The following is a 24708-nucleotide window of genomic DNA, read 5'->3' on the forward strand; positions in this document are numbered from 1 at the left end:
AAACGCACATGTTAACGACCGCATTGCAGCAATCTGTCAAAATTCCCGTCAGCAGCTATTTAGGCCTCACTGAATATGCCTATACCTGCTATGCCGACAGTAATGACAAGAACGTTTTTTACGTCGTGCCCGAAATTCCCGTCTTTTCCGCCCGGGACGGCAGACCACAGTTTATGTTCTACAAGTACCGCAGCACCGACCAGCAAGGCGGCTATGCGCAGTTTACCGTTAACCTGCCCCAGCCCACGGAGGAGATGAAAGATAAGATCCGCGCCCTGCTCTATAACAATATTTCAGGGCAGCTGAGCGCTAAATCGACGCTGATTGTGAAGTATGTGAAGGCCAATAAAGCCTTTAAAGACGATCCGACCAACAAAACGAAAGAAAAAGATCGCGATACCGCGCTGAAAAACACCGGCTTAACCGCCGAGCAGGCCAGTGTCTATGAGGAGTTGTACGACCCCAGCAAAGGCGATGATCAATTCTTAAACCGTCTGATGCCCGATGAAGCGAAAAAGATAAAGCTGCAACAGCCGCGTTATACCACTGCGCAGGCCACCTTGATCCTCGATAATAACAAAGCGTTTTACCGGGAGATCCCCACGGTGTTGACCCCATCGGGCCTGGGTGACAACGATACCGTATTTAGCCTGTCGCTGACCGGTGAAGGCGCCACGCTATTCGAACAGGTTCTGAAAGGCTCAGAAAAAAATGCCAGCGTTGGCGTCCGCTTTAACTTCACGCTGGATGCCTCACTCCCGGCGGCAAGCGTTACCGTCAGCTATAGCAGCGAAAAAACCAAAGAGGTGACGCAAGAGATCGATCGCCACACCTGGTCCGCTGATGAGAAGAAAATCGAGCAAAAATACCTCGACGCGCAGGCCATCACCTCCAAAGTGGAGATCGACCTGGGGGCAGAGGAACTGGGCATGAGCCAGGAGCAGTACCTCGCCTGGAAAGAGTCGCTTCGCCTGTGGGGGCAGAAACAGGTTGAGCAGATCCTCAGTAGCCAGACCGGTCTGGATATGAGCCTGAACCTGCTGAACGATGCTGGCGGCTTCGATAAGTTCAAAGAGAGCCTGAAAGATACCCAAAGTTTCAGCCGCGTCTATTCAGAAAACGCCGTGGTTTCCTTTACCATCGCGCCGCAAACGCAACTCCCCTCAATTCTTTCGCTCCTGAAGAAAGGTGAAAAACTGGAGGACTACTTTAAAGAGTACGATCTGGACGACCCGTTCTACAGTCACCTGCAACCGGAGTTCTATGTCACCCGCGACCTGGCGAAATACAACATTGAAAACGTTATCGTCACGGTGAAATATGGCGATAAAGCCTCTACGTTGACCTTCGACAGAGATGACGATAAGCCGAAAAAAACGGATTACTGGTATGTCGACCAGAAACTCGGTCGCGTCTACAGCTACTCCTACGTGGTGAACTTCTCCGGCGTCCATGCCAAACCCTACCATTCCGGGCCGATCGAAGTGGTGGATAGCCTGGTGGAAACCATCAACGTCGCCCAGTGCGGTATCGTCTATGCAGATATCGCCACGCTGATCTCACCGGCGGGTTGGAAAATCTTCGAGCAGGTGGTGGTTAAAACGCAGTATTCCGATCCCAAACATGGCATTGAAGAGAACCCGGTAAACCAAATCGTTACCGAGAAAAACCCGCCACAGCCCTATATTTATCCGATTGGGATCAAACAGGAAGAACCGATCTTCTTCACCGCCGACTACCACACTGTCGATGGCAGTAAACTGACCTATGTGCCGCCGGGTTCAGACTCCAGTTCGCAGATGCCGGATTATGCCACTACCAAAGCCAATCAAATCCAGATCGAAAACGCGCTGCCACGGCAGCAGAACTTTAACATTGTGTTCCAGATCCCTGAACAAAACGTGGCGTTTATCTCCTTCGACTTGTATATCGACTATCCGCGGTACCATTTTAAAATCACCAAAAATCTGACGGTAGATGAGTTCCCGGAGAACAAAAAAACCATCGTCAAATCACTCACTGTGCAAGTCATGGCGGATGAGGCCGGTAACGAGGCTGAATACAGTTATAAAGCAACCATTGTTTATAACGAAAAACCGGAAAAAGAGATTGAGGATAAATTCACCGGCACCACTGTTTTTGTTAAGTGCTAGCGATATTTCCCGCCAGGGTAATGCGCTGATGCATTCCCTGGCGACGGTCTCTCTTTATTAAGATGGACAACTGCCATGTCCAATATCATTATTCAGAACAATATTGCTTTTATTCCTGCCGCGGTGGAGCGCCCGATATTTTATTATATTGCGGCCACGCCGACGTGCATTCTTCATACCGACAACACGCCCGCCGTGCAGTTGCAGGTCTTTCGCAACAGCAGCGACCCGGACGATGTGTATTATGCCATGCTGTCACTGCAAACGCAGTTGGCCAGCAGTCAGGCTGCGGCGCAGGCAGCGGCAAGATCCTGTCCGGCGATCCCGCCGGATGCCGTACTGCAACCCTTGCAGGCGATAGCCTGTACGGCAACCTTAAATATTCCTGGCATACTGCCTGAGCAACCGAACAGAGCCTCGCTGAGCAATGAGCAAGTCTGTTATCTATTCGGCAGAATAGCGAAAAAAGAGGATATTGAAGTACTGGTGGCGTTATTACGATCTCCGCAGTCCGCCCCTGTTGCCGTAAGTTATAAAGTGGATTATTTGCAACAATTACCGCCCTCAACGTTTGAGCTGGAAGCAAACTGGCAGGAGGTGTACGACTATTTACAAACCAGCGTGGGATTTAACATCCTTATTTTATCGGTTGATATTAAGGATATTTCCTCGACGCTGATTAGCCAGCGTACTGTCAAGATTAAGACCCGCCAGAGCGATCCCGACAGTCATATTATTCAGGCCGGTGAAGAGTTGACAGATATTTTAATCAGTGAATTTTTCACGCCGGCATTTGCCCATCAGGCGCCCGAGGCACCACCCCGTTTTGGCTTTTATTTACAGCAGGTCTCGCTGAAGGAGACGGATAATCGACGCCTGAGTGCGAAGCTTTCGGAAACCACCGCCGTCAAGCGCTCCCTCTACCCGCAGGCGCTATTGGGTGTGCTGGTCGAAAACAGCGATTATCAGCCACAACGCGTGATTGAACTCATTGATCTGAAAGATGATTTTTTTGCTCATCGTACGGTCAACGTGCATCTGCTCAACCCGGAGCTTGACGATAATATTCTGCTGGTGGTGGCAAACATGACCTATGGCAAGCAGAACCAGGCACTCAAGTTCAACGCCGCCGCGCCACAGCCGCAAACCTTTACCCGCCCCAGCCTTCTCGATCCCAACACCGGCGAAATGATCTGGCCGGTCAGTTATCAGTTTACGGTCTATTTCCAGCAGCCCATTGGCGGCCTGGCGAGCGTGAGTTCCGGGCCGATGAGCACCTCGCTGGGAGATGTCTTCCTCGACGTCGAATCGTTATATGCGCGCTATGACTTTACGATCAAAACGCAGTCGCGCTTTAACTGGGACTGGTATGACTCGGTGTTGGTCACCGTCATCTGCCAGCATTTGCGGCAGAAAAACAATCGCATTGCGAAAAGTTTTCTGCTCGATCAACACACCACGCACGTCAATTACCCGCTGATGCTTCCGGACACGGATCTCTGGCAGTTTGACGTCACCAAGCAGTACAGCAATGCCGCCAACGCCCCGCATATCCCGGCCACGCTGAGTCAGGCTATCGGGCAGGATGTTTTCATTTTTTCGGCACTCTACCCGCAACGCACATTACAGGTTGCCGCCGGGTTTGACTGGCAGGTTGTCAGACAAGCCACAGTGTTTCTCAGCTACAACAGCGGGCCTGATGGTCCCGTGCTCCAGCAGATGCAGATGTTTACTGAAGATGGCGAGAACCCGCAGTCATTCTCCGCCGACCAACTGAACGCCGACTGCCGCACCATTGCCCTGGAAATCCTGGTCGAGTTTCAGCCGGATCACAGCAACGGTAACGATCCGCGCATCAACACCACCACGGATGCTGATTTTATCGATATTGCCAAACTCATTTAAGGAACCGCTATGTTACTACTCAGAGCAAAAACCGCGACCATCGACAACATCACCTTCTTTGCTGATGATTCTGATGAAAACCAGTTCTGGTATATGCCCGGCGATATCCACCTCGCTGAGCGCGAGGGGAATCCCATTTTTACCTTGATCAAATACACCGGGGATGGTGCCGATCAGCAAGGCGGTTATATCAACTTTGAGGTGGATACCTCCATCCCGGAAAGCGACCTGAAAAGCGCCTTCAGAGCCTATTTAAGCAAGCTGAAAGTGACCCCGCCCAACCCGCTCCTGCAACAGGTTCCTTACGACAACGGTACGGTAAACTTTTTCGTGCTGGATGCGCAAAACGCCAATGGCAAGCTGGTCAGTGCGCAAAGCCCAAGCCTTTTCGCCAAAAACAGTGCCATTTTTAGCGCAAAACTGACGCCGGAACAGGCGGTGATCCTTGAAGCGGCATTCAGCGAAATGCAGGCACCAGCGGCGGTTGCGTATAACCTGACCTACACCGGCATTACGCCCGCGCTGAAAGTGGAGGTTGAGGGCAAATTTGAAAATATCTACCAGGAATTCGACACCAAATTTGGCGCAAACATTCCGATTCCAATAGAGACGCCTGCCAGCTTCTGGCTTGGCTTCGACAGCGTAATGCAAAAGCTCCAGCAGGAGCAGAAGTTAATTATCAAAGTCACTGAAAGTATGCCGGGCGAAGAAGCGGCCAAAGAAAAAGAGTGGGCGCTGGAATTTGTGAAAGGTGAAATCCTGAAAAGTTTCTTCACCGCCTCGCTGAAGCCCAACGAGGATAAAAATACGCAGGCCAAATCCGCCAGCGACTCGATTCTGGACGCACTGTTCGCCAGTGGCAAGTCCGAAGACGGGAAAGAAGGTAAAGGTGGCCTGCTACCCTGCGCCTCTCTGGAGATCAAGCTGGTGCGCCGGGAAGAGACCAAAACGCTCAACTTTACCTACACCTCTTCCAAAGCCATCACCCAGTCCGCCGTGCCGCAGAATTTTATCGGCAGTAAGCTGCTGCGCGTGAAGAAAGAAAAGCCTTATTTTAGAGAGGTCAATGTTAACGATCCCTTCTTCCAGAAAATTAAGCTGGAGGTGCTCGGGCCGGACGGTTTTAACCAGTACGGGCTGAAAGCCGCCACGGTGGCGGTGAAATACAACAATAATATCTACACACCGGATGCTTTTACGTCAGATAACGGGAAGTGGGAAAAGGAGATCGCCCGCAGCAAAAATACCCAGGAACTGTTTCAGATTGACAGCGAGTTTGCGTTTAAATCAGCGGCGGTATCCGGCTGGGAAGGCAGCACCAGTTACCACCCGGCGTCCCGCAGCGCCTCCACCATGGTGAACCTCGATCCCACCGAAGTCCTGACCTTTAACCAAATCCGCATTAAACCGGATAAAAAGTTCCCGTGGGATGACTATAACGAGGTGGTGGTTGAACTGCGTTATCAGGATGATGAGCAAACCATCAAGTCGAAGAAGTTCACCTTTTCGGAAGATGAACCACAAATGCAGATCTTTAAATATCGCTGCCTGACGGAAAAACCCTGGACGATAAATTACACCATTACCTACTACCTGCTGAACGGTAAAACGCGGCTGTTCAAAGGCGAAGAGAACCCACCCGCCATTATTATCTCGCCGTTTAAAGAGGAGAATACCTGATGGTGACGGGCATCACTTCCGTACGACCTGCGGCGCTGGATGCGCTGGTAGAGGGGTTATGCCAGCAAGCCCCGTGGCTCGCTGACGCATTACGGGCAGATGTTGCCCGTTTTCTGGCACCCCGGCTGGCGTCGGGCTATCTCTCTGCGGCGTTTAATACCAGCCTGCTGGCGTGGAACGGCTGCCCGCTTGAATTTACCACCTCAACCGCCAGGCCTCAGGGTCTGGCGGGTACATTTGATACGCAATTGCCGCAGTTCCACTGCGCATGCGATGACGGTCTGCGCTTTGGTCACTGGCAAGGACGCAAATACAGTCCGCAAGGCGTGCGCACCAAGATCTATAGCGAAGTGCCCACTGGCGGCGACTGCCCGGCGCAGTGGACTCACAAGGGCATGCCCTACAGCACCGCGCAACTGGCGGAAGCAGGTCTGCAACTGCTGATGGTCGGCCACTATCCCGATCAGGCCGACTCACCGGTTGAGTTCTATTTCCAGTGGCACAGCGCGGAAATCACCCACGACGATATGGTTGCGGTTGCCGCGTTGTTTGCCTGTGACACCGCCCTGCCAGCGCTGATGCCGCTTCTGGAGGCAGCACGGGCGCAAACGCAAAGTGACGGGCATTTCCCGTATACCACCTACGGCTTCAGCGTGGTTTACCAGCAACACCAGTTGGAGAGTTTCACCGTTTTCACCATCGCGCCGCGTTTTTTTGGCAGTAACGCGCGTGTTCCCGATGCACTCAACCACCTGCTGGCACAGCAGGTGTGCGCCATGCCGTTGCTGCAATCGTTGCTGGATAAGCGCATACCGCTACAGTTCAACGTGCTCGGTCTCTCCGTCGATATGCAAGGCCGCTGCGCCATCAGTTGCACATTCAGTCCGCAGAACGATCGCTTTACCGAGGTGGCGATAAAGGTTGCCCCCTCGCCGCCGCCTTCCACGCCGCTGGGTTGTTTATTGCAACGGCAGACCGCGAGCGGGGCTTTTCCTTCGTATGTGCGCACGCCGGATGGCCGCTGGCATCGGGATGAAAACGCCTTTGTTACTGCACAGGTGCTGCGCACACTGGAATATACCGCTGAAACCGCGCCCTACATTGAAAAAGCGCTCGATTTTATCGCCGCCTGCGCATGCCAGCCTGCGCATTATCGCTTCTGGCCTGGGGATGCGCACCCGGTCTGGATGCGGGGCGATACCCTGCCACCCGACGTCGACGACACGGCGATCATCACCGAGTTGCTGTATAAGTTTGGCCGTATTTCACTGGATGAGGTCGTGAATACGCTGGCGACGCTGAGTGCCTACCAGATCCAGCGGGTGGATCGTCGTCAGGCAGAACCGCAATGTCAGTGGGCGGAGTGCCTTGCCTTTTATACCTGGATGAAAGAGCCCACTGTGCTGGCGCAGGTCGATTGCTGCGTCAATACCAATGCGTTGATTTTAATCGCGTGTGTGAGCAAAGCGCAGAACCGCGTGATCCCGGCGTTCGCCCGTATCCTCACCCAGTTCGACAACGCGCTGGCATGGAGTGAAAACCAGTACGATCGCATCAATCAACTGATCCCTTATTACGCGCATCCCAACGAATGGCTGGCCACGTTGCACTACGCCGCACGTTGCGGCATTGCGCATCTGACGCCGTTTATCGCAGCGTTAGAAAAATGGCGACTTCCCGCCAGCCAGACGGAAATACCGCTGTATCGCCGCCATGACGGGCAGTATCTCTGGACCTCCACCGAACTGAATGCTTTCCGGCAATTAGCCCTTTCACATCCCATCAAGGATACCTATGAACACCTTCCTCACTGATCTGGTCACCCTCAACAGGGTTATCCTGGCGAATGCGGCGCAACAGTTTCCGGGTGTCGCGAAACCGCAGTTACGCGCTCTGCGCGCGCTACCCACCGATCTGACGGCGGCGGTGAGCACCGAAATTGTATCGGGCGAAATTCGCTATCAAATCACGACCGCCAAAAAAGAGACCGGCTGGATAATGACCCTTGATTTCGATCTCAATCAGGCCGTATCGACCCTTCCTGATGTGGTACTGAGTTTCTCAACATTCGGTGATGAAACCGAGATGCGCTTTCAACAGGTGGAAACCAAGCCTTCCGGCGGCAATAGATATCAGGCGCGGCTGCTGCTGTCGCTGCCGAGCGAGCGGGATGCCTTACTGCGGGCGCTGGACAGTTATGATTCGCAAACCACGTTGGTGGTGGCCCTTAAAACCCACGAGGGACTCCTGAACACCGTCACCGTACCAACGGTGTTTTACTTCTCTCAGACTTACTACCCCTACATCTATCAGGGTCTCTTACCCCCGCCGCCCGTGCGGCAACTCACGCTACTGAACATTCCGTTCAACACGCACAACGATCACTATTTCCAGGACTATGTCCACCCGGAATATCTTTTTTACCTTCCGGACCGATTTGCGCTGGCAACCGATGCTGAGAACGATAATAAGCCAATGTTATCCATCTCGTTCAGCGCACCGGAACATGCGACATCGCTGGATCAGATCAACGTGACGTTTGATTATTTTATCCTGCCGCAGGTCAATCAGGCGCGCATTGCCAACGCCCAAACGGTGTTTCACGATCACTATGCACAACCACAAGGACAACTGTTTCCACTGGCTAACGCCCATGCCTTAACCCTACGGCTTTCGTTGCCGGCAGGCATGACAGAAGAGAAAAACGCGCTGATCGACCTGCAAAGCGGCATCGTTGATGCTTTCACCTTGCCGTCATCACAATTCGGACAGATTTGGGATGCGTTGTTCGACACGGCACAGCAAAGCCTGCTGCTTAAAGGTTTCCTCAAGGTGGAACTGGTGGGATTTGACCCGGAAAACATCCCGGTGCAGTTAGCGCTCGACGCGAAATACAAAAATACCCCGCGGACATTTATTAAGCAGTCTGCACCGGTCGATATCACCAAAACGTTGGAATTCAAAAGCGATAAAGATGCCTTTGATCCCTACGGTCCGAAACCCATTTCCCGCATTCTGATAAGCGTAGGCGGGCAAACGATCGAACTCGATAAAGATCACACCAGCCAGAAAGTGGATGTGAAGGTGTCGGTGCTGGAACAGATCCTCAACCCCTCCAGCAAACTGGTTTATCACTACGATATGCAAATTTATTACGTTAACGGCGGCAGGAAAGATCTCCCTGACCAACAAACCACGTTTGAGGTGATCTACGTGCCCTGATAGCGCTGCTGTTATGTTTGCGGCGAATCAGGATCGGCTGACGATCCTGATTCGGCCTTTATCGCCGCTTACCTGTCAGCAGTAAGCTGAAGGCCGCGGGTAACACCGTAAGCGTCACCAGTGTTGCCACCATCAGCCCACCGATAATGGCAAAGGCCATTGGCCCCCAGAACACCTGGTGCGAAATGGGGATCATCCCCAGAATAGCTGCGCAAGCGGTAAGCATAATCGGCCGCGCACGGTGTTCCGCCGCCGCGATGATCGCCGCATCATTCGCCATGCCCTGCTGCACATTGCTGTCGACTTCACTTATCAGGATCACTGCGTTGCGGATGATCATGCCCGCCAGCGCAATCACGCCCAACAAGGCGACAAACCCCATTGGCGTCCCCGTTGGCAACATCGCCAGTACAATGCCCGGCAGGCCAAAAGGGGCCATCAACAACGCCAGCAGCATGCGGGAAAAACGCTGCAACTGGATCATTAACAGCAGCAACATCACGATAAGTGTCACGGGCAGTACCGCATAGACCGATCGGTTGCCTTTATCCGACTCCGCCACCGCGCCCCCCTCTTCAATCGTGTACCCGGCGGGTAATTGCGCGCGCAGCGCATCCACTGCCGGGCGCAGCCCTGCCGACACAGCATCGGCGCGCATTCCCGGAGCGAGGTCGGTTTGCACCGTAATAAACGGTAACCGCTGTCGCCGCCAGATAACCGGATCTTCCACCCCCCAAACCAGCGTGGCCACTTCGCTCAGGGGAATTTTGGCGCCATTCGTCCCGGACAGCATTAACGTCGATAATGTGCCCATATCCAGCCGCTCACGATCGTTGCCGCGCAGCACCACATCCACCAGGCGATCCTGATCCCGTACCGTGGTGACGGTCGAGCCGGACCAGACGGTGTTTAACATCTGCGCAATGCTTTCGGATGAGACGCCCGCTGCACGTGCCGCGGTTTGATTCACCTGCACGGTGATCGCCCTTTCTGGCTCGCCCGCCGTGAGATTGACCTCCCGCGCCAGCGGCGATTCACCCACCACCGCTGCCAGACGGTGGGCATAGCGCTGCACCTGCGCATAGTCCGGCCCGCTTACCCGGTATTTTACCGGCCAGCCCACTGGCGGACCGAGCTCTAACGGTGACACACGCGTGGTGATATCACTAAAGTGTCTGTCCAGCAGCGTCGACAGTTGTTCACGTAAGCGATCCCGCGCCGCCAGGTCTTTGGCCACCACCACCAGTTGCGCAGTGTTTTCGTTTTCCCGCAGCACGTCCATGGGGAGATAGAAACGTACCGCGCCGGAGCCCACGTATGCACTGAAGTGATCGATGTTGTCATTGCCCATCAAAGACTTTTCCAGGCGCTCGACCTGTTTTTCTGTTTCTGTCTGTGATGCGTTGGCGGGGAGAGAGAGGCTCACCAGCAGCTCGGGACGGTCGGAAGCCGGGAAAAACTCACCCTGCATATGCGTTACACCCACCACGGACAGCGCCAGCGCCAGCAGTGCCGCCCCGATTGTCGCCAGCCGATGACGCAGCGCCAGATGCAATAACCGCCGGTACAGGCGGGCCAGTTTTCCCGCCTCACCACTATGCGCCGGTAAGCGAACAGGCAGCAACCACGCACCGGTCAGAGGGGAAAAAAGCACCGCGACCACCCACGAGCAAAGCAGCGCAATCAGTACCACCGCAAACAGGGAATAGCAGTACTCGCCGGCGCTCGATGCGGCAAAACCGACCGGAATAAAGCCGGCAATCATCACCAAAGTGCCCGTCAACATCGGAAAGGCGGTTGTGTTGAACGCTCGCGTTGCCGCCTGTTGACGCGTATCCCCCGCTTCCAGCCGGGCAACCATCGTCTCGACCGTGATCATCGCATCATCAACCAGCAGACCGAGGGCAATGATCAGTGCCCCCAACGAAATGCGCTGTAAGCCAATGCCCGCCAGCATCATCCCGACAAACGTCATCGCCAGTACCAGCGGAATGGCGGCGGCCACCACCAGCCCCGCGCGGGTTCCCAGAGAGACAAACGACACCGCCAGCACAATCAGCACCGCTTCCACCAGCACCCGAACAAAGCCGCTAACGGCCTCGCTGACCACCGCCGACTGGTCTGCCACCTTGACGATCTCGATACCGTGCGGCAACTGTGCTTTCAGTTGCGCCATTCTGGCATTCAGCGCCTGGCCGAAACGAAGCATATTGCCGGTCGATGCCATAGAAATCGCCAGCCCCATCGCCGGTTGCCCATTAACACGAAAGACCGGCGCTGGCGGTTCCGCACGTTGTCTGCTCACGGTGGCGATATCCGTCAGGGGGATATAGCGGTTATGAATGTGCAGGGTCACGGCACGCAGGCTCTCTTCCGATGCCAACGCCCCGCTAACCCGCAACGCCATATTATCCTTTTCGGTGCGTATCGTTCCCGCAGGTGCGACGGCGTTTTGTGCGGCTAACGCATCGCTCACCTGCTGGATGTCCAGCCCCATACCCGCCAGTTGGCGTGGCGAAAAAGCGATGACAATCTGCTCATTCTGCTCGCCCAATAACGTGATCTTGCCGATATCTTTCAGCGACATCAGATCGCGGCGGATCTCCTCCAGCCGATCGCGCAACTCGCGGGGCGTATAACCTTCGGCGGTAAAGCCATACAGCGTACCGAATGTGTCATCAAACTCATCGTTAACGGCTGGACCCTGCGCGCCCTGCGGCAGTGACGAGGCCACATCCTGCATTTTTTTACGGACTTGATACCAGATATCGGCGACGTTTTGCGGTGGCGTATCGTCTCGCAGGTTCACATAGATAACCGCACTACCGGCACGAGTTTCACTTTCGAGATAGTCGAGCCATGGCGTCTCTTGCAGCTTTTTTTCCAGCACATCTGTCACCAGCCGGGTGGTGTCGTCAACGGTCGCGCCAGGCCATTGCGCAGACACCACGGCGGTTTTGATGGTAAATGCCGGATCTTCATTACGCGGCAGGTTTTCGTAACAGAGGATACCGGCGGCAACAATCACCAGCATAAAAAAGCTCACCAGCTGCTGGTGCGCAAGCGCCCACGCGGAGAGATTAAACGTGGCGTTGTTTGAACGAAGCGTCATCATAGTTGCTCTCCGGGGATCACTTTTTCGCCGGTGCGCAGTTTGCTGACGCCCGCGGTCACGACCTTATCCCCTGGTGCCACTCCGGAGGCGATAATGGCTAACGACGCGGTATAGCCCGCCAGCGTCACCGGGCGCAACTGCACCTGCTGGTGGTTATCAATAAGAAAGACGGCAGGACGGTTGTCCAGACGAGCGATCGCCGTTGCCGGAACAGCATAAGTATCGCCGTTATGATCGGAACCGGGGTCAGCGGGCATGGCTACCGTGACGCTGGCACCCAGCGCCATCGCTGCAGGTGGGGTTAGCAGCGTTAACCTGACCCGCCATGTCCGGGTCTGCGGGTCCGCCTGCGGGCTGATATCACGGACAATCCCCGTAGTCTGCACCGCCGGATCGGCCAGCAGTGCAACCGGAAAATGCGTCGCGGTGTCTGTTGACAAGCGTTGTGGATCGGTAATATCAATCACCACATCACGCCGATCGCTGGTCGCCAGCGTGAAAACCGTCTGACCTGCGCTGACTACCTGACCTGCCGCTGCACTGACGCCGGTGATCACCCCGTCAGCAGGCGACGTTAATTGCGTCCATGCCAGGTTGTCCTCTGCGTTCCGCAAAGCGGCCTGGCTACTTTTCAGGCGCGAGGCGGCGGTCAGCCAGTCCGCGCGGGCACTGTCAAGCTGAGTACGCGCTATCGCGCCGGAGGGCATCAGCTTCTGCATCCGGCTCAGATTAAGGGCCGCCACTTGCTCTGAGGCTTTCGCCGCCTCCAGGTCGGCTTTCGCGCTGGTTAGCTGATTTTGCCCGGTTGTGCTTTCCAGTCGCGCAAGGACCTGGCCTGCCCGCACGCGATCGCCAATATCAACAAGGCGGCTGACCATGCGGCCATCCAGACGAAAAGCCAGTGTGGTTTCATCATGTGCGCGGATCTCTCCGGTGCGCATGGCGGCTTGTCCAAACGCAGACGGCGCAACCACCACGTAGCGCACCGGCCGGGGCGGCGCGGGTTTATCCGCTGACTTTTCGCCACAGCTTGTCAGCAGCGGAACAGCAATGCTCAACGCAATGAGCGGAAGAAGGGAGAGGAGTGAAACGGTGCGTGCAGCAGTGAAAAGGTGGTGCAGGCACTGACGAAAGTAATCAGTAAATTGTTCTGGCATGATGGCGCTCCGGCACATAAAGAGCACCATTTCATGCCAGTTAAATCGAGATTCACTGCATGTTTCGTCAAGAGTTTATCAAGACGACGATTTTCCTTCCTGCGCCGACGCCGCCGGGAGGATGACGCTGATTTGCAACCCGCCAGATGCGGGTAACGATGCGCTGATGCTCCCGCCATGCGCCAGGCATATCGCACGGGCAATGGATAACCCCAGCCCGCTGCCGCCCGAATGCCGTGCGCGGGAGGTTTCCGCCCGCGTAAAGCGATCAAACATCACCGGTAGAAAATCGGCCTCCACGCCGGGTCCGTTATCGCAAAAATCAATCCGGTAATCCTGCTGCTGGCGGTGTAGGTGAATGGAGAGACGCCCACCCCGTTGCCCGTAGCGCAGCGCATTTTCCATCAGGATGGTAAAAACCTGCCCCAGGCGAAACGCATCACCGTAATAAGGACAGGGTTGTGCGCCCTCAATGGAAACGCCGATCCCGGCGTCGTCGGCCTGCGGTTTCAACCAGGCTGCCTGCTCACGCAACAGCTCATCCAGAGAGAAAACCTGTCGGTTGAGTGTCAGTTGTCCCGCGTCTGCCAGCGACAGTAAATGCAGTTCGTCAGTCAGACGACTGAGATGTTGCAGTTGCTTCATCACCATCCCCAGTTGCTGGGGCGTGGGTTCAAAAACACCATCAAGCATCCCCTGTAAGCGGCCGATGGCGGCGGTCAACGGCGAGCGAATTTCATGGGCCATCGCCACGTGCGACGCGCGCAATTCCCGGTCATAACGCGCCAGTTGCCGTGTCATCACGTTGAAATCGCTGGCAAAACGGATCATTTCCGCAGGCGCATCCTTGACCAGCTCGGCCTGGCGACCAAACTCCCCCTGCGTCACCTCTTCGGCGGCATCCCGCAGACGGCTAAACTGAATGGACAATGGGCGGGCATATTTTAGCCCCATAAAGACAATAAAGGGGATCATCACCAACACCAGCACCCCAACCATCAACCAGTCGGCAGAAGCGATGGACGGTGTGGAGTAGCTGAGTCCCCACCAGCTGTCCACAATATCGTGGAAACGCGCCGGGTTTATCTGCGGATCCTCCATCAGTACAAGGAATTCTTCGCGCAATGCCGCGGGCATCTTATGCAGGATCCAGTAGTTGCCAATGGCAAAGCGTAACCACATACACAGGGCGATAAGGATCACAGTGCCAATCGCCAGCGCCAGAATGCGCCCGCAGATCCAGCGCCAGAGAGATTGATATGTGGAATTATTCATAGCTGGCGAAACCTGTAACCAATGCCGCGAACGTTGGCTAACACGCCGGTAATGCCTGCGTTCTCCAGTTTTTTGCGCAGGTTGTAAACGTGCGTATCCACCACCCGCTCCAGCGCTTCGCTCTCCGGCAGACAGTGTTCCAGTAAATGTTGGCGGGAAAACGGCCGGGTCGGGTTGCCCATCAGCGTCGACAACAAGGAGAATTCGGTCGGCGTCAGATCCAGTACCCGAATGTTATCCCCCTGCGTCACCGTGGCGGTAATGGCGACCCTGTCCACTTCCAGGGTATGCCAGCGCAGCACGTCGTCCCGCGTTTCCGTCTTTCGACTGCGGCGCAGCACCGCCTGTACCCGCGCCACCACTTCGCCAGGGTGGTAAGGTTTAACAACATAATCATCCGCGCCGTAGCGCAGCGCACCGATGCGATCCGGCGTATCCCCCATGGCGGTCACCATAATGACGGGCACATCGCTTTTACGCCGCAGCGCCGCCAGCACTTCGGTGCCATTCAGGCCAGGCAACATCACATCCAGCAGGATCAGATCCGGCTTCCAGCGCTGCGCCATCTCAAGCCCGGATAAGCCATCGCCCACAATGGACACCTCGTAGTTTTCACGACGCAGATAAGCTTCCAGCACGCTGGCGGCATCCGCATCGTCTTCAATCACAAGCACTCTTCTGGATAACATCTGCCCACCTTGACCGTTTCTTAACAATTTCCCGACCGTTCATTGATACGTCGCGACCATACTTCTGCACCATCCTACGGTGACCTTTGGTCAGCCGTATTATCTCCTCACCACCGGGATGCCATGATGATAATGAGAAAAAATGCGCTGTACATGATCGGCTCACTCCTCCCCGCCTTTATGTCGGGCGCATACGCCAGTGATGCCACTGTGCCACAGGATACGTTTACGCTGGGACTGGGTGGGCAATATGCGCCACAATACAGCGGTTCAGACAAATACGCATTGCAGATTGTTCCCGTGATCCAGGCGCGCAAGGGGGCCTTTTTTCTGGATACGGAAAAAGGGGTGGGCTACGACCTGCAAACAGCAGATGGCCTCTATCTCGAACACACGCTGGGTTACAACCTCGGGCGGGCGGACAGCCGCTCTGCCTGGCGGGACGGTGCAGATAACTTAAAAGGGATGGGTACGATTGACGCTGTCCTCAATACCGCGCTGGCTGTTGGCTGGTCGGTAACGCCCTGGCTGACGGTAGAAGGCAAAGCCACATTGCCGCTGACCGACAGCCAGGGTGTGCAATACCAGACTTCGGTAACACTTTTACCTGTGCAGAGCGCCTACGATACTGTCGCTATTCAGTCCGCCATGCTGTTTGGCGACAGTCGCTACATGAACATATTTTATGGCGTGAACCGGCAGCAAAGCCTCGCTTCGGGGTATAGCCGTTATTCGGCGAAAGGCGGAATGTACGGCATTGAGACTCGCCTTATCTGGAGTCACCAGTTTGATGCGCATTGGGGCACCACGTTCAGTGCCGGGTATCACTGGCTGGATAGCGCAGCCGCAGACAGCCCAATCGTGCTGCGGCGCAACGAAGGTTCCACTGTCGCCGCCTTCACTTACACCTTCTGACAGGAGCACCAGTCCGTGAACAAAGAGGATTATCAGTGGGTAGGGATTCTCTGGGGATTAAGCGCGGTGACTTATCTGAGCGCCTGGTATTTTTACGTTGTGTTATTGCCGTAGCCAGCCAGTGTCGGTTTTTTTATCACCGCCAGCGCTACACCGGTATTTCACCGACGCAACAGGTGCGGGTCGGCCGTCGCCCTGTCATCTACGCATCGTGATTGTATGCAGGTAATGATGGGGATCGTTCGCACCCTGCCACTCATTCGGTAAAAATAAACGAAAAAAGTGGAGTGGTATATTCACAGGGAAAGCGGTGCCATACTTTCCCCGCAAAAAATGGCTTCATGATAACCAATACATATTGGCTCCATACTCCCTACAAAACAGGATAATAAACCCTCTGCATACTGTTCAGCGTTCTCAGGAGGAACAATGAACAGATTAAAATATGTATGCAACTATGCAGAGTACCTTGGAAAAAGAGTGAGAGCGTGGATTGTGAACGATGAAACATTCCATATCAGCAGATTGCAACGCGTAATAAACAGGAAGCCTGACTTAATGCATCCGAGGGCGTTAAGTGAGAAAATTTGTCATCGGTTACTTTTTGATCGCAATCCACTTTATACACGACTGGCGGACAAACTGGCCGTCAGAGAGTATATCCAAAACAAGACGGATAAATTAACCCTCGCACCGCTGCTGGGTATTTATACCCGTGTAGAGGAGATCGATTTTAGCCAGTTACCCGAGAAATTCGTGCTGAAATGCAATCATGACAGTGGCAGCGTGGTGATATGCACGGATAAAGCCACGTTTGATAAACCTCGTGCGTTGGCCAAACTGAAATTAGCCATGAAGAAAAATATGTATTACAGCACACGCGAATGGCAGTATAAAAACATCACACCGGTAATATTATGCGAAACATATATTGATCTTTTTACTGATCGCATAAAAGACACCACGCCAGAAATGTTACGCATACATTGCTTTCATGGTATTGCCAGTCTCATTGAGGCCGATATAACAGACAGTTCAGGAAAAGAATATATCAACGTTTACGATCGGGCATGGCAACTGCAGCCATTTCAGATGGAGTATCCCAACACGCCTTACGCGGTTTCCACGCCACCATTACTCTACGAAGCGCTGGATGCGGCTCAGGATGTGGCGCGTGACATTGATTATTGCCGCGTGGATCTGATGTTACGACACGATGCTGTCGTTTTTAGCGAAATCACCTTAAGTCCACGCCGGGGAAAACTCCAAATCACGCCTGCCGAGTGGGATATAAAACTGGGTGACATGTGGCAATTAGCGGGAACAGACAACAGGCTCTGATGAGCCTGTTGGCGTGGAGTCCTTAACCCGTTTTGCTGGCTGGCCACGAGAGTGTAAACACGGAGTGATGGTTATTGAGCAAGGTATAGCTTACATCGCCGCCATGTGCATTCATGATGGCTTTTACCACCGACAACCCTAGCCCGCACCCTTTTGGGTTCACATTTCGCGCACGCGAGCCTCGCTGAAAAGGCTGAAACAAAAACCGATGGAAATCCTCAGGAATACCCGGGCCATAATCTTCTATCTGAATATAAGACGATCCTTCAGTAACGCCATTTCTGATAACGATGATTTTGGGGGTGGCATATTTTATGGCGTTATCGAAAAGCACGGTAAGACACTGAATGATGCGTAACGGGTCGCAAACGACGTGATGCGTCTGAAGTTGCGTGATGATTTGAAATTCATTGCGAGTGAACTCAAGCGAAAACGCATCGATGGCATTCTGAATGGTATCTTGCAGTTCAACATCGGTTAATTTCAGCGAAAAATCGGTGGTGCCGGATGAACCGACAATCCGCAGATCGTCGATCAGGTTTGTCAGCCCTTCCGTTTGTTTTAATAAGTTATTGAATAAGGTTGGACTGGGTTCAAAGACGCCATCAACCAGCCCTTGCAGCCGTCCTCTTAACACGGTGACCGGAGTACGGAACTCGTGCGCAATTGCAGCATTCCAGGATTTTCGCTGGCTATCAAGCGCTTGTAACTTTTCCGCCATTTCATTGAAGTCATTGACTAAATTGTTAAGCTCGCCCAAATGTGAGTAGGCGCAAAATGCCCTCGCCCCCAGATCGCCCTGAGCAATGCGCCGCAGGCTGGTTGCAACGGAACTTAATGGATTGAGTATTTTCGCTGATAGCCTGATGGTGAAAAAAAAAGAGACAATTAAACTGCTGGCTGACGCGACGAAAAGCCAGATCCAGTCAATGTATGTCACGCTGTCTTCATCTCCGACGAGCGTGCCGCCCGGAATATAATCAATAATAAAGGCGTAGAAAAAATAGGATCCCATGATCGTTATCGCTATCACGATAAGCGTCAGGGAGATCATAAACAGCAGGATCTGTCGGCTGAGAGCCTGATCTTTATTCATTTGTTTTCACCCAGTCGATAACCGATACCGCGGATGCTTTCTGGCGTCCCTTTTAATCCGCAGTTTTCCAGCTTTTTGCGTAGCTTACTGATGTGGCTGTCAACGGTACGGTCAAGCGCATCGCCTTCCGGCAGGCAGGAGCTTAACAATTCGTCACGCGAGAAGACTTTTCTCGGGTTTCTGGCCATACAGGTCAGTAGCTTGAATTCTGTTGTCGTCAGATCCGGCGTGACCACTCCCCCTTCGGTGGTAATTTCCACATAAAAATCTTCCGGGTAAATCGTTAAGTGAGGGGTGCGGATCGGCTTTTGGTAACTGTTCTCCGCGCTGACGTTGACGCGCCGCAGCACGGCTTCTATCCGGGCGACCACTTCAGAGGGATTAAATGGTTTCACCACATAATCATCGGCTCCCAGCCTTAACCCCATCAATTTATCCACATCCTGATCGAGCGCGGTGACCATAATCACCGGGATGTTGCTTGCCCTGCGTAACGTCGACAGGACACGCCAGCCATCGACCAGCGGGAGTTGAATGTCCAACAACACCAGATCGGGTTTGCGTAATCGAAACTGTTCCAGCGCCTGTTCCCCGTCGGCGACACGAACCGTTTTCATTCCTGCCCGATGAATATAACTCACTAAAATATCAGCGATTTCATCATCATCTTCTGCGACCAGAATAATTTTCTCATGGTTCATATAACCTCCGTCTCGTACCAATCCGCGTTATGGGTTTTAAAGTGTGTTCGCCAAAAATAAAAATTCTTTTTTCTCATCATTTTTAAGGGCTTCAGATGCGTAAACGTAGTGATTGCAGATAATCTTCACCAGCGCTGCATCGATAAATCGCTGTTCATTTTCAACTCACTTTCGAACGTAATCTGACAGGATTAACCGGGTTAAAATCGTTATAATTTGCATGAGACTTTTTTTAAACTAAAAAGTTTCTTCGCGATGCTAAAAAAAATGAACTGACCATCAAACAGGTGATTCAGCATTGTCGGTTCATAAAGACAACAGCTTTTGCTCTCTTTGAGAAAAATGCAGGTTCAGAATGGCACTCCACACTTCCTCCATACTCAATCAATTATCGTTACATACAGCCGTACGATAATACGCTTTCATCGCAATGCTATTTGGATGTAATGACAGTGGCGAAAATTTTAACAGCATCACTCCTTTTTTCTGAAAAGATCATGTCGCTGTTTTTTTTCCTGGCAGGTACCTGGTCAATGCTTTATGGCTGGCTGATTTTGATGCACTCCATTGGCGAGAGGGTTAAATGGACAATGCTGGCGTCACCTTTAGCCTACGTGGGCATTTTGCTGACCTGCGCATTAATTTTACTACAAAGAAAAGAGGGTATCTTTCGCGAGTTATGTACCATTATAGTGGTATTAAGTCTGTTTTTTATTTACCTGATTATTCTTTTCAACATACTGATATGTTCATACCCGACGACCTGCGATTTTATATTTTATTATGAATGTTTTATCGTCGTTTTTTTAGGCGTAACGCCATTATATTTTGTTTTCAGGTTATATGTACGCTGACCTGCGTGTTGAATCAACCTGGATGATGAGACGTTATTTACGTGTTGGATTGGATATCTATTAATGTCTGACTTCTTTATTAAACGCCCGATTTTCGCCTGGGTAATTGCGCTTTTCATTACTCTCGGCGGTATTCTGGCTATTCCTCAATTACCCGTGGCGCAATATCCCTCGGTAGCCCCGCCCAGCATCATTATTTCTGTCAGCTATCCGGGTGCTACGCCGCAAACCATGAATGATTCGGTGATATCCCTGCTCGAACGTGAAATTTCGGGGGTGGATCATCTGCTCTATTTTGAGTCAACCACCGATGTGTCCGGGATGGCATCCATCACGGTGACGTTTAAACCCGGCACTGACATTAAACTGGCGCAAATGGATGTACAGAACCAGATAAAAGCCGTTGAGCCACGTCTGCCGCAAGCCGTGCGCCAAAATGGCATCAGCACTGAGGCTGCTAACCCGGGGTTCCTGATGATGGTGGGCCTGAAATCGCCTTCCGGGGCGTATCAGGAGGCTGATCTCAGTGATTATTTCGCCCGTAACGTACTGGAGGAGTTGCGTCGGGTTCCCGGTGTCGGAAAAGTGCAACTTTTCGGCGCTGAAAAGGCGATGCGTATCTGGGTCGATCCGGTCAAACTTTTCAATTATCGCCTCTCCTTCAACGACATCACATTGGCGTTAAATCAGCAAAACGTTCAGATAGCGCCAGGAAGCGTGGGCAGCGAACCCGCCCTGCCCGGTCAGCAGGTGACTTACCCATTGAGAGTTCGCGGTCAGCTCACCTCCGTTGAGGCTTTCCAGAACATCACGCTGCGGGCCAATACCGACGGGTCACGCGTCCGACTCGGCGACGTTGCGCGTATTGAACGCGGCTTACAAAGCTATGCCTTCGCCATCCGGGAAAATGGTCATCCGGCAACGGCCGCCGCCATCCAACTGGCGACAGGTGCCAATGCCGTTAACACGGCGGCCGGTATCCGGGATCGTCTTGAAACCTTATCTGCCGTGCTCCCTGAAGGGATGCAGTTCTCCGTGCCTTTTGACACCGCGCCTTTTGTAAAACTGTCGATTGAAAAAGTGGTTCATACCTTTTTTGAGGCCATGGTGTTGGTGTTTCTGGTGATGCTGCTGTTTCTGCAGAATCTGCGCTATACCTTTATTCCCGCCATTGTGGCACCGGTTGCGTTGCTGGGAACGTTTACGGTGATGCTGCTCAGCGGCTTCTCCATCAACGTTCTCACTATGTTCGGCATGGTGCTGGCTATCGGCATTATTGTGGATGATGCCATCGTGGTGGTCGAAAACGTCGAGCGGCTGATGGCAGAAAAAGGGCTTGCGCCACGGGAAGCGACACAGCAGGCGATGCGTGAAATCACCCCGGCCGTTATTGGCATCACACTGGTGCTCACCGCTGTGTTTATCCCGATGGGTTTTGCCAGTGGCTCGGTGGGGGTTATCTACCGCCAGTTTACCCTGTCGATGGCGGTGTCTATTCTGCTTTCGGCCTTTCTTGCCCTGACCCTGACGCCAGCATTGTGCGCGTCGCTGCTTAAGCCGGTCAGTCATCAGAGCGAGCGGGAAAAAGGGTTTACCGGATGGTTTAACCGCCACTTCAACCGGCTCTCCCTTCGCTATGCGTCCGCTCTCGACCGCACGATAACGCGTTCAGGGCGCGTGATGGCGTTGTATGCGGTATTGTGCGGCGTCCTTTTTCTGGCGCTGCGTGAACTGCCTTCCTCGTTTATTCCCGATGAGGATCAGGGGTATTTTATCACCTCCGTGCAGCTTCCTTCCGATGCGACCCAGGCACGTACACAGGAGGTCATGCGTCGTTATGAGTCGCTTGTCGCCGGACGGGAAAGTATTCAGAGCAACCTGTCCATATTCGGCTTCAGTTTTTCCGGTTCGGGGCCCAATACGGCACTGGCGTTTACCATGCTCAACGGGTGGGATAATCGACATGGCGCAACGGCGCAGGGAGAGGCAAACGCGGTGCAAGCGGCAATGAGTGCCGATCCGGCAGCCACGGTGATGAGTATCATGCCGCCCGCGATTTCCGATCTGGGCACCTCATCCGGTTTCACATTTTACCTTGAGGATCGTGCCGGGCACGGCTACCCGGCGCTGCAAGCCGCACTCGAACAGTTGCTTAGCCGTGCCGCCAACAGCCACGTTGTTGAAGATGTGTATCTGGACGGATTGCCGGAAGGCATCAGCGCCACACTGGATGTGGATCGCGAAAAAGCTGAGGCGATGGGCGTTTCCTTTGAGGAGATAAACCAAACCCTCTCTTCGGCGAGCGGTTCAAATTATGTGAATGACTACACGGACAACGGGCGCGTTCAGCAGGTGATCGTTCAGGCCGATGCGCCCTACCGTATGCAGATACAGGACCTGATGAAACTGTACGTTCGCAACAAGAGCGGTGAGATGACGCCGCTGGCGTCGTTTGTGAAAGCCCACTGGGGTCTATCACCGCAACAGCTCAACCGCTATCAGGGTTATCCTGCGGTCAGAATAAGCGGCAGTGCAGCCGCAGGTTACTCCAGCGGCGCGGCGATGGCCGAGATGGAGAAACTGGCGGCTACGCTGCCTGCGGGCTTTATGATGGAATGGACCGGCACCTCCTTGCAGGAACGCGCCTCCGCCTTACAGATGCCGACGCTGATGGCGCTGTCCGTGCTCACCGTGTTTATGGTGCTCGCCGCGCTGTATGAAAGCTGGGCCATCCCTTTATCGGTGATGCTGGTGGTGCCACTGGGCCTGGCGGGGGCCGTGACGGCGGTTTATATCGCCGGAATGCCCAATGATGTCTTTTTCCGCGTGGGACTTATCACCCTGATCGGCCTTTCCACTAAAAATGCCATCCTGATTGTTGAGTTCGCCCGGCAACTTCACGCCAGCGGGATGGGTATTCATCAAGCGACCATTATGGCTGCGCGCTTACGTTTACGCCCCATAGTGATGACATCGCTGGCGTTTACCCTTGGCGTAGCGCCGCTGATGCTGGCCACCGGAGCAAGCTCGCAGACCCAGCACGCAATTGGCACCGGCGTCTTTGGCGGGATGATCAGCGGCACACTGCTGGCGATTGTCTTTGTGCCGGTATTTTATGTGGTGGTCATGCGTGGCGTTGCCGCCATAAACCGCCGGAGAAAACGCATGTGAAGGCACGGACTCACGTAAGACCCAGGCTTTACCTTCTGTCAGCGGAGACACTCCCTGACAGGCAGTGAAATAGCGAGTCAGGGTGGCAGTATCCCAGCAGCCACCCTTCTCCGGCGGGCATAATGCGCGTTTTTTTGCAGCATTGAGCTCGTAGCCGTTTTGCGTGATACCCGTTTCATGGTCGCTGAGCCGTTTCAGAAATGAGGGGGGAGACAAACAGCGCCTTACACCCCGGACACAGCATTGTCTGTTTACGGCGAACTCTGGAGAGAGATTGAGATGAGCGTAAGCCGCAAACCGGACAGATGATAGAGGATCTTGATGAACCACTAATGAATTTCATTGCGTAATCGATGAGAGACATGATGATTAACCTTTCAATGAATGAGCTTCACCGTAACACGGTTGATTGAAATTTAATCATTCAATTTATCCTCCCGTTCTTTATAAAAATACCACAGGGAGAGAGGATACCGTTTCAGGAGAGATAGATGTTCGCAGCCACAGGACCACGGAGACCGTTGATCCGACAAAATTCGATGCGGACCCCCGGCATGAGTAATTCTGATTCGCTGGCGTTAACGGCTGAAATATGAAGCAGAACGTCTTTTCGACCATCTGAAGGGGTGATGAGGCCTTTGCCACTGAGACTGTCAAAACTTTTGACAATTCCTGTCATTTTACGGGACAAGTCATTTCCTTTTATTGAAAACACGTAATCACTATACGTTGAAATAAATTTAATGCCACTTTTAACTTTTTTCAGGACCTCTGGATGGCTAAAATATAATTTGCTTATTATGACTTCCCGTGCCTTAATGAACTCATCGGTTCGATGTACAAACGAACGTAAAACATTTTCCGTGCAGTCCTCATTACCAGGCGCTATCGCTGATATCCCCTTCTTTTGAGTCCATACGCTTAATACTATACGTTTACTATCAATACTAATAGGTAACTGGAGTCAGTATGTCCTCAAGAATTAAAGGCCTGGTAAAGTGGTTTAACGAAGACAAAGGTTTTGGCTTCATCTCTCCTCTCGATGGAAGTAAAGATATCTTTGTTCATTTTTCTGCACTTAACGGCGATAACTTCAAGACGTTATTTGAAGGACAGAAAGTTGAATTCGCAGTACACAGTGGTGATAAAGGCCCTGCAGCTGCAAATGTAATACTTTGCGATAAATAAATTTTTGTGGATCTGCGACAACGATGAAGGATTATTCCTGAGTAGACAGGTCCATAAATTAATGCAACGACATAGAGATTATTCTTAATATCAGGTCAGCGTATTTTTGCGCATATATGAGTGTGCTGACCGATGTGATGAAGTGCAGGTCTGCTGCATGAAAAGTCTAAAAGCAGAAGCTAACTGCTTGTTAAATAATAAAGTGCGTAAGAGGCCTGGCAGCCTCCGAAAGCATCACGTCCTTGA

The 24708-nt window shown here is 53.1% G+C and carries 18 protein-coding genes; 10 read left to right on the forward strand and 8 right to left on the reverse strand.

Annotated elements, in window-relative coordinates; translation table 11 throughout:
- Positions 1 to 8 precede the first annotated feature (8 nt).
- The 5 genes from ABGA49_RS01750 to ABGA49_RS01770 all read left to right on the forward strand — a co-directional run bounded on the left by ABGA49_RS01750 (position 9) and on the right by ABGA49_RS01770 (position 8960).
- Positions 9 to 2153, forward strand: coding sequence for a hypothetical protein (locus ABGA49_RS01750; RefSeq protein WP_088237468.1), 2145 nt, complete (start codon positions 9 to 11; stop codon positions 2151 to 2153).
- A 75-nt stretch (positions 2154 to 2228) separates the two neighbouring features.
- Positions 2229 to 4058, forward strand: coding sequence for a hypothetical protein (locus tag ABGA49_RS01755; RefSeq protein ID WP_347665046.1), 1830 nt, complete (start codon positions 2229 to 2231; stop codon positions 4056 to 4058).
- A 9-nt stretch (positions 4059 to 4067) separates the two neighbouring features.
- Positions 4068 to 5738 (forward strand): hypothetical protein, encoded by a 1671-nt coding sequence (locus ABGA49_RS01760; protein WP_347665047.1) that lies wholly within the window; start codon positions 4068 to 4070, stop codon positions 5736 to 5738.
- Positions 5738 to 7552, forward strand: a complete 1815-nt coding sequence (locus ABGA49_RS01765) for a hypothetical protein (protein ID WP_347665048.1) — start codon at positions 5738 to 5740, stop codon at positions 7550 to 7552. The genes ABGA49_RS01760 and ABGA49_RS01765 overlap by 1 nt, the downstream gene beginning before the upstream one ends.
- Positions 7533 to 8960: a hypothetical protein gene (locus ABGA49_RS01770; RefSeq protein ID WP_347665049.1), complete on the forward strand. Its 1428-nt coding sequence runs from the start codon at positions 7533 to 7535 to the stop codon at positions 8958 to 8960. The genes ABGA49_RS01765 and ABGA49_RS01770 overlap by 20 nt, the downstream gene beginning before the upstream one ends.
- Positions 8961 to 9018: 58 nt before the next feature.
- Here the strand turns inward: ABGA49_RS01770 and ABGA49_RS01775 are convergent, their stop codons facing one another.
- The 4 genes from ABGA49_RS01775 to ABGA49_RS01790 all read right to left on the reverse strand — a co-directional run bounded on the left by ABGA49_RS01775 (position 9019) and on the right by ABGA49_RS01790 (position 15196).
- The gene (locus ABGA49_RS01775; RefSeq protein WP_347665130.1) at positions 9019 to 12072 is read right to left on the reverse strand and encodes an efflux RND transporter permease subunit; all 3054 of its coding nucleotides are present in this window, start codon (positions 12070 to 12072) and stop codon (positions 9019 to 9021) included.
- Positions 12072 to 13232 carry an efflux RND transporter periplasmic adaptor subunit gene (locus tag ABGA49_RS01780; RefSeq protein ID WP_347665050.1) on the reverse strand — a complete coding sequence of 387 codons (1161 nt, stop codon included), beginning with the start codon at positions 13230 to 13232 and terminating at the stop codon, positions 12072 to 12074. The genes ABGA49_RS01775 and ABGA49_RS01780 overlap by 1 nt, the downstream gene beginning before the upstream one ends.
- A gap of 78 nt (positions 13233 to 13310) precedes the next feature.
- Positions 13311 to 14507 carry an ATP-binding protein gene (locus ABGA49_RS01785; RefSeq protein WP_088237463.1) on the reverse strand — a complete coding sequence of 399 codons (1197 nt, stop codon included), beginning with the start codon at positions 14505 to 14507 and terminating at the stop codon, positions 13311 to 13313.
- Positions 14504 to 15196, reverse strand: a complete 693-nt coding sequence (locus ABGA49_RS01790; protein WP_347665051.1) for a response regulator — start codon at positions 15194 to 15196, stop codon at positions 14504 to 14506. The genes ABGA49_RS01785 and ABGA49_RS01790 overlap by 4 nt, the downstream gene beginning before the upstream one ends.
- Before the next feature lie 126 nt (positions 15197 to 15322).
- On the opposite strand from ABGA49_RS01790, the gene ABGA49_RS01795 reads away from it, so the two are divergent.
- The 3 genes from ABGA49_RS01795 to ABGA49_RS01805 all read left to right on the forward strand — a co-directional run bounded on the left by ABGA49_RS01795 (position 15323) and on the right by ABGA49_RS01805 (position 17452).
- Entirely contained in the window at positions 15323 to 16111 is a 789-nt protein-coding gene (locus ABGA49_RS01795; protein WP_088237462.1) for a MipA/OmpV family protein, read from the forward strand.
- A 35-nt stretch (positions 16112 to 16146) separates the two neighbouring features.
- Positions 16147 to 16326: a hypothetical protein gene (locus ABGA49_RS01800; RefSeq protein WP_134318247.1), complete on the forward strand. Its 180-nt coding sequence runs from the start codon at positions 16147 to 16149 to the stop codon at positions 16324 to 16326.
- 214 nt (positions 16327 to 16540) lie between these two features.
- Positions 16541 to 17452, forward strand: coding sequence for an ATP-grasp fold amidoligase family protein (locus ABGA49_RS01805; RefSeq protein WP_347665052.1), 912 nt, complete (start codon positions 16541 to 16543; stop codon positions 17450 to 17452).
- A 22-nt stretch (positions 17453 to 17474) separates the two neighbouring features.
- Here ABGA49_RS01805 and ABGA49_RS01810 read toward each other — a convergent pair whose 3' ends face one another.
- Positions 17475 to 18548, reverse strand: a complete 1074-nt coding sequence (locus ABGA49_RS01810) for an ATP-binding protein (protein ID WP_347665053.1) — start codon at positions 18546 to 18548, stop codon at positions 17475 to 17477.
- Positions 18545 to 19249: a response regulator gene (locus ABGA49_RS01815; RefSeq protein ID WP_061495487.1), complete on the reverse strand. Its 705-nt coding sequence runs from the start codon at positions 19247 to 19249 to the stop codon at positions 18545 to 18547. Before ABGA49_RS01815 ends, ABGA49_RS01810 begins: the two co-directional genes overlap by 4 nt.
- Before the next feature lie 917 nt (positions 19250 to 20166).
- On the opposite strand from ABGA49_RS01815, the gene ABGA49_RS01820 reads away from it, so the two are divergent.
- On the forward strand, positions 20167 to 23274 hold the full coding sequence (locus ABGA49_RS01820) for a multidrug efflux RND transporter permease subunit (RefSeq protein ID WP_061495481.1): 3108 nt from the start codon (positions 20167 to 20169) through the stop codon (positions 23272 to 23274).
- A 175-nt stretch (positions 23275 to 23449) separates the two neighbouring features.
- Here ABGA49_RS01820 and ABGA49_RS01825 read toward each other — a convergent pair whose 3' ends face one another.
- The gene (locus tag ABGA49_RS01825; RefSeq protein WP_071890014.1) at positions 23450 to 23638 is read right to left on the reverse strand and encodes a YnfU family zinc-binding protein; all 189 of its coding nucleotides are present in this window, start codon (positions 23636 to 23638) and stop codon (positions 23450 to 23452) included.
- Between the two features lie 114 nt (positions 23639 to 23752).
- Entirely contained in the window at positions 23753 to 23965 is a 213-nt protein-coding gene (gene cspF / locus ABGA49_RS01830; RefSeq protein WP_071890012.1) for a cold shock-like protein CspF, read from the reverse strand.
- A gap of 278 nt (positions 23966 to 24243) precedes the next feature.
- On the opposite strand from cspF, the gene ABGA49_RS01835 reads away from it, so the two are divergent.
- Entirely contained in the window at positions 24244 to 24462 is a 219-nt protein-coding gene (locus tag ABGA49_RS01835; protein ID WP_061495478.1) for a cold-shock protein, read from the forward strand.
- Positions 24463 to 24708 lie beyond the last annotated feature (246 nt).

It is taken from the genome of Kosakonia sp. WA-90, assembly GCF_039871955.1.
GTDB lineage: Bacteria > Pseudomonadota > Gammaproteobacteria > Enterobacterales > Enterobacteriaceae > Kosakonia > Kosakonia oryzendophytica.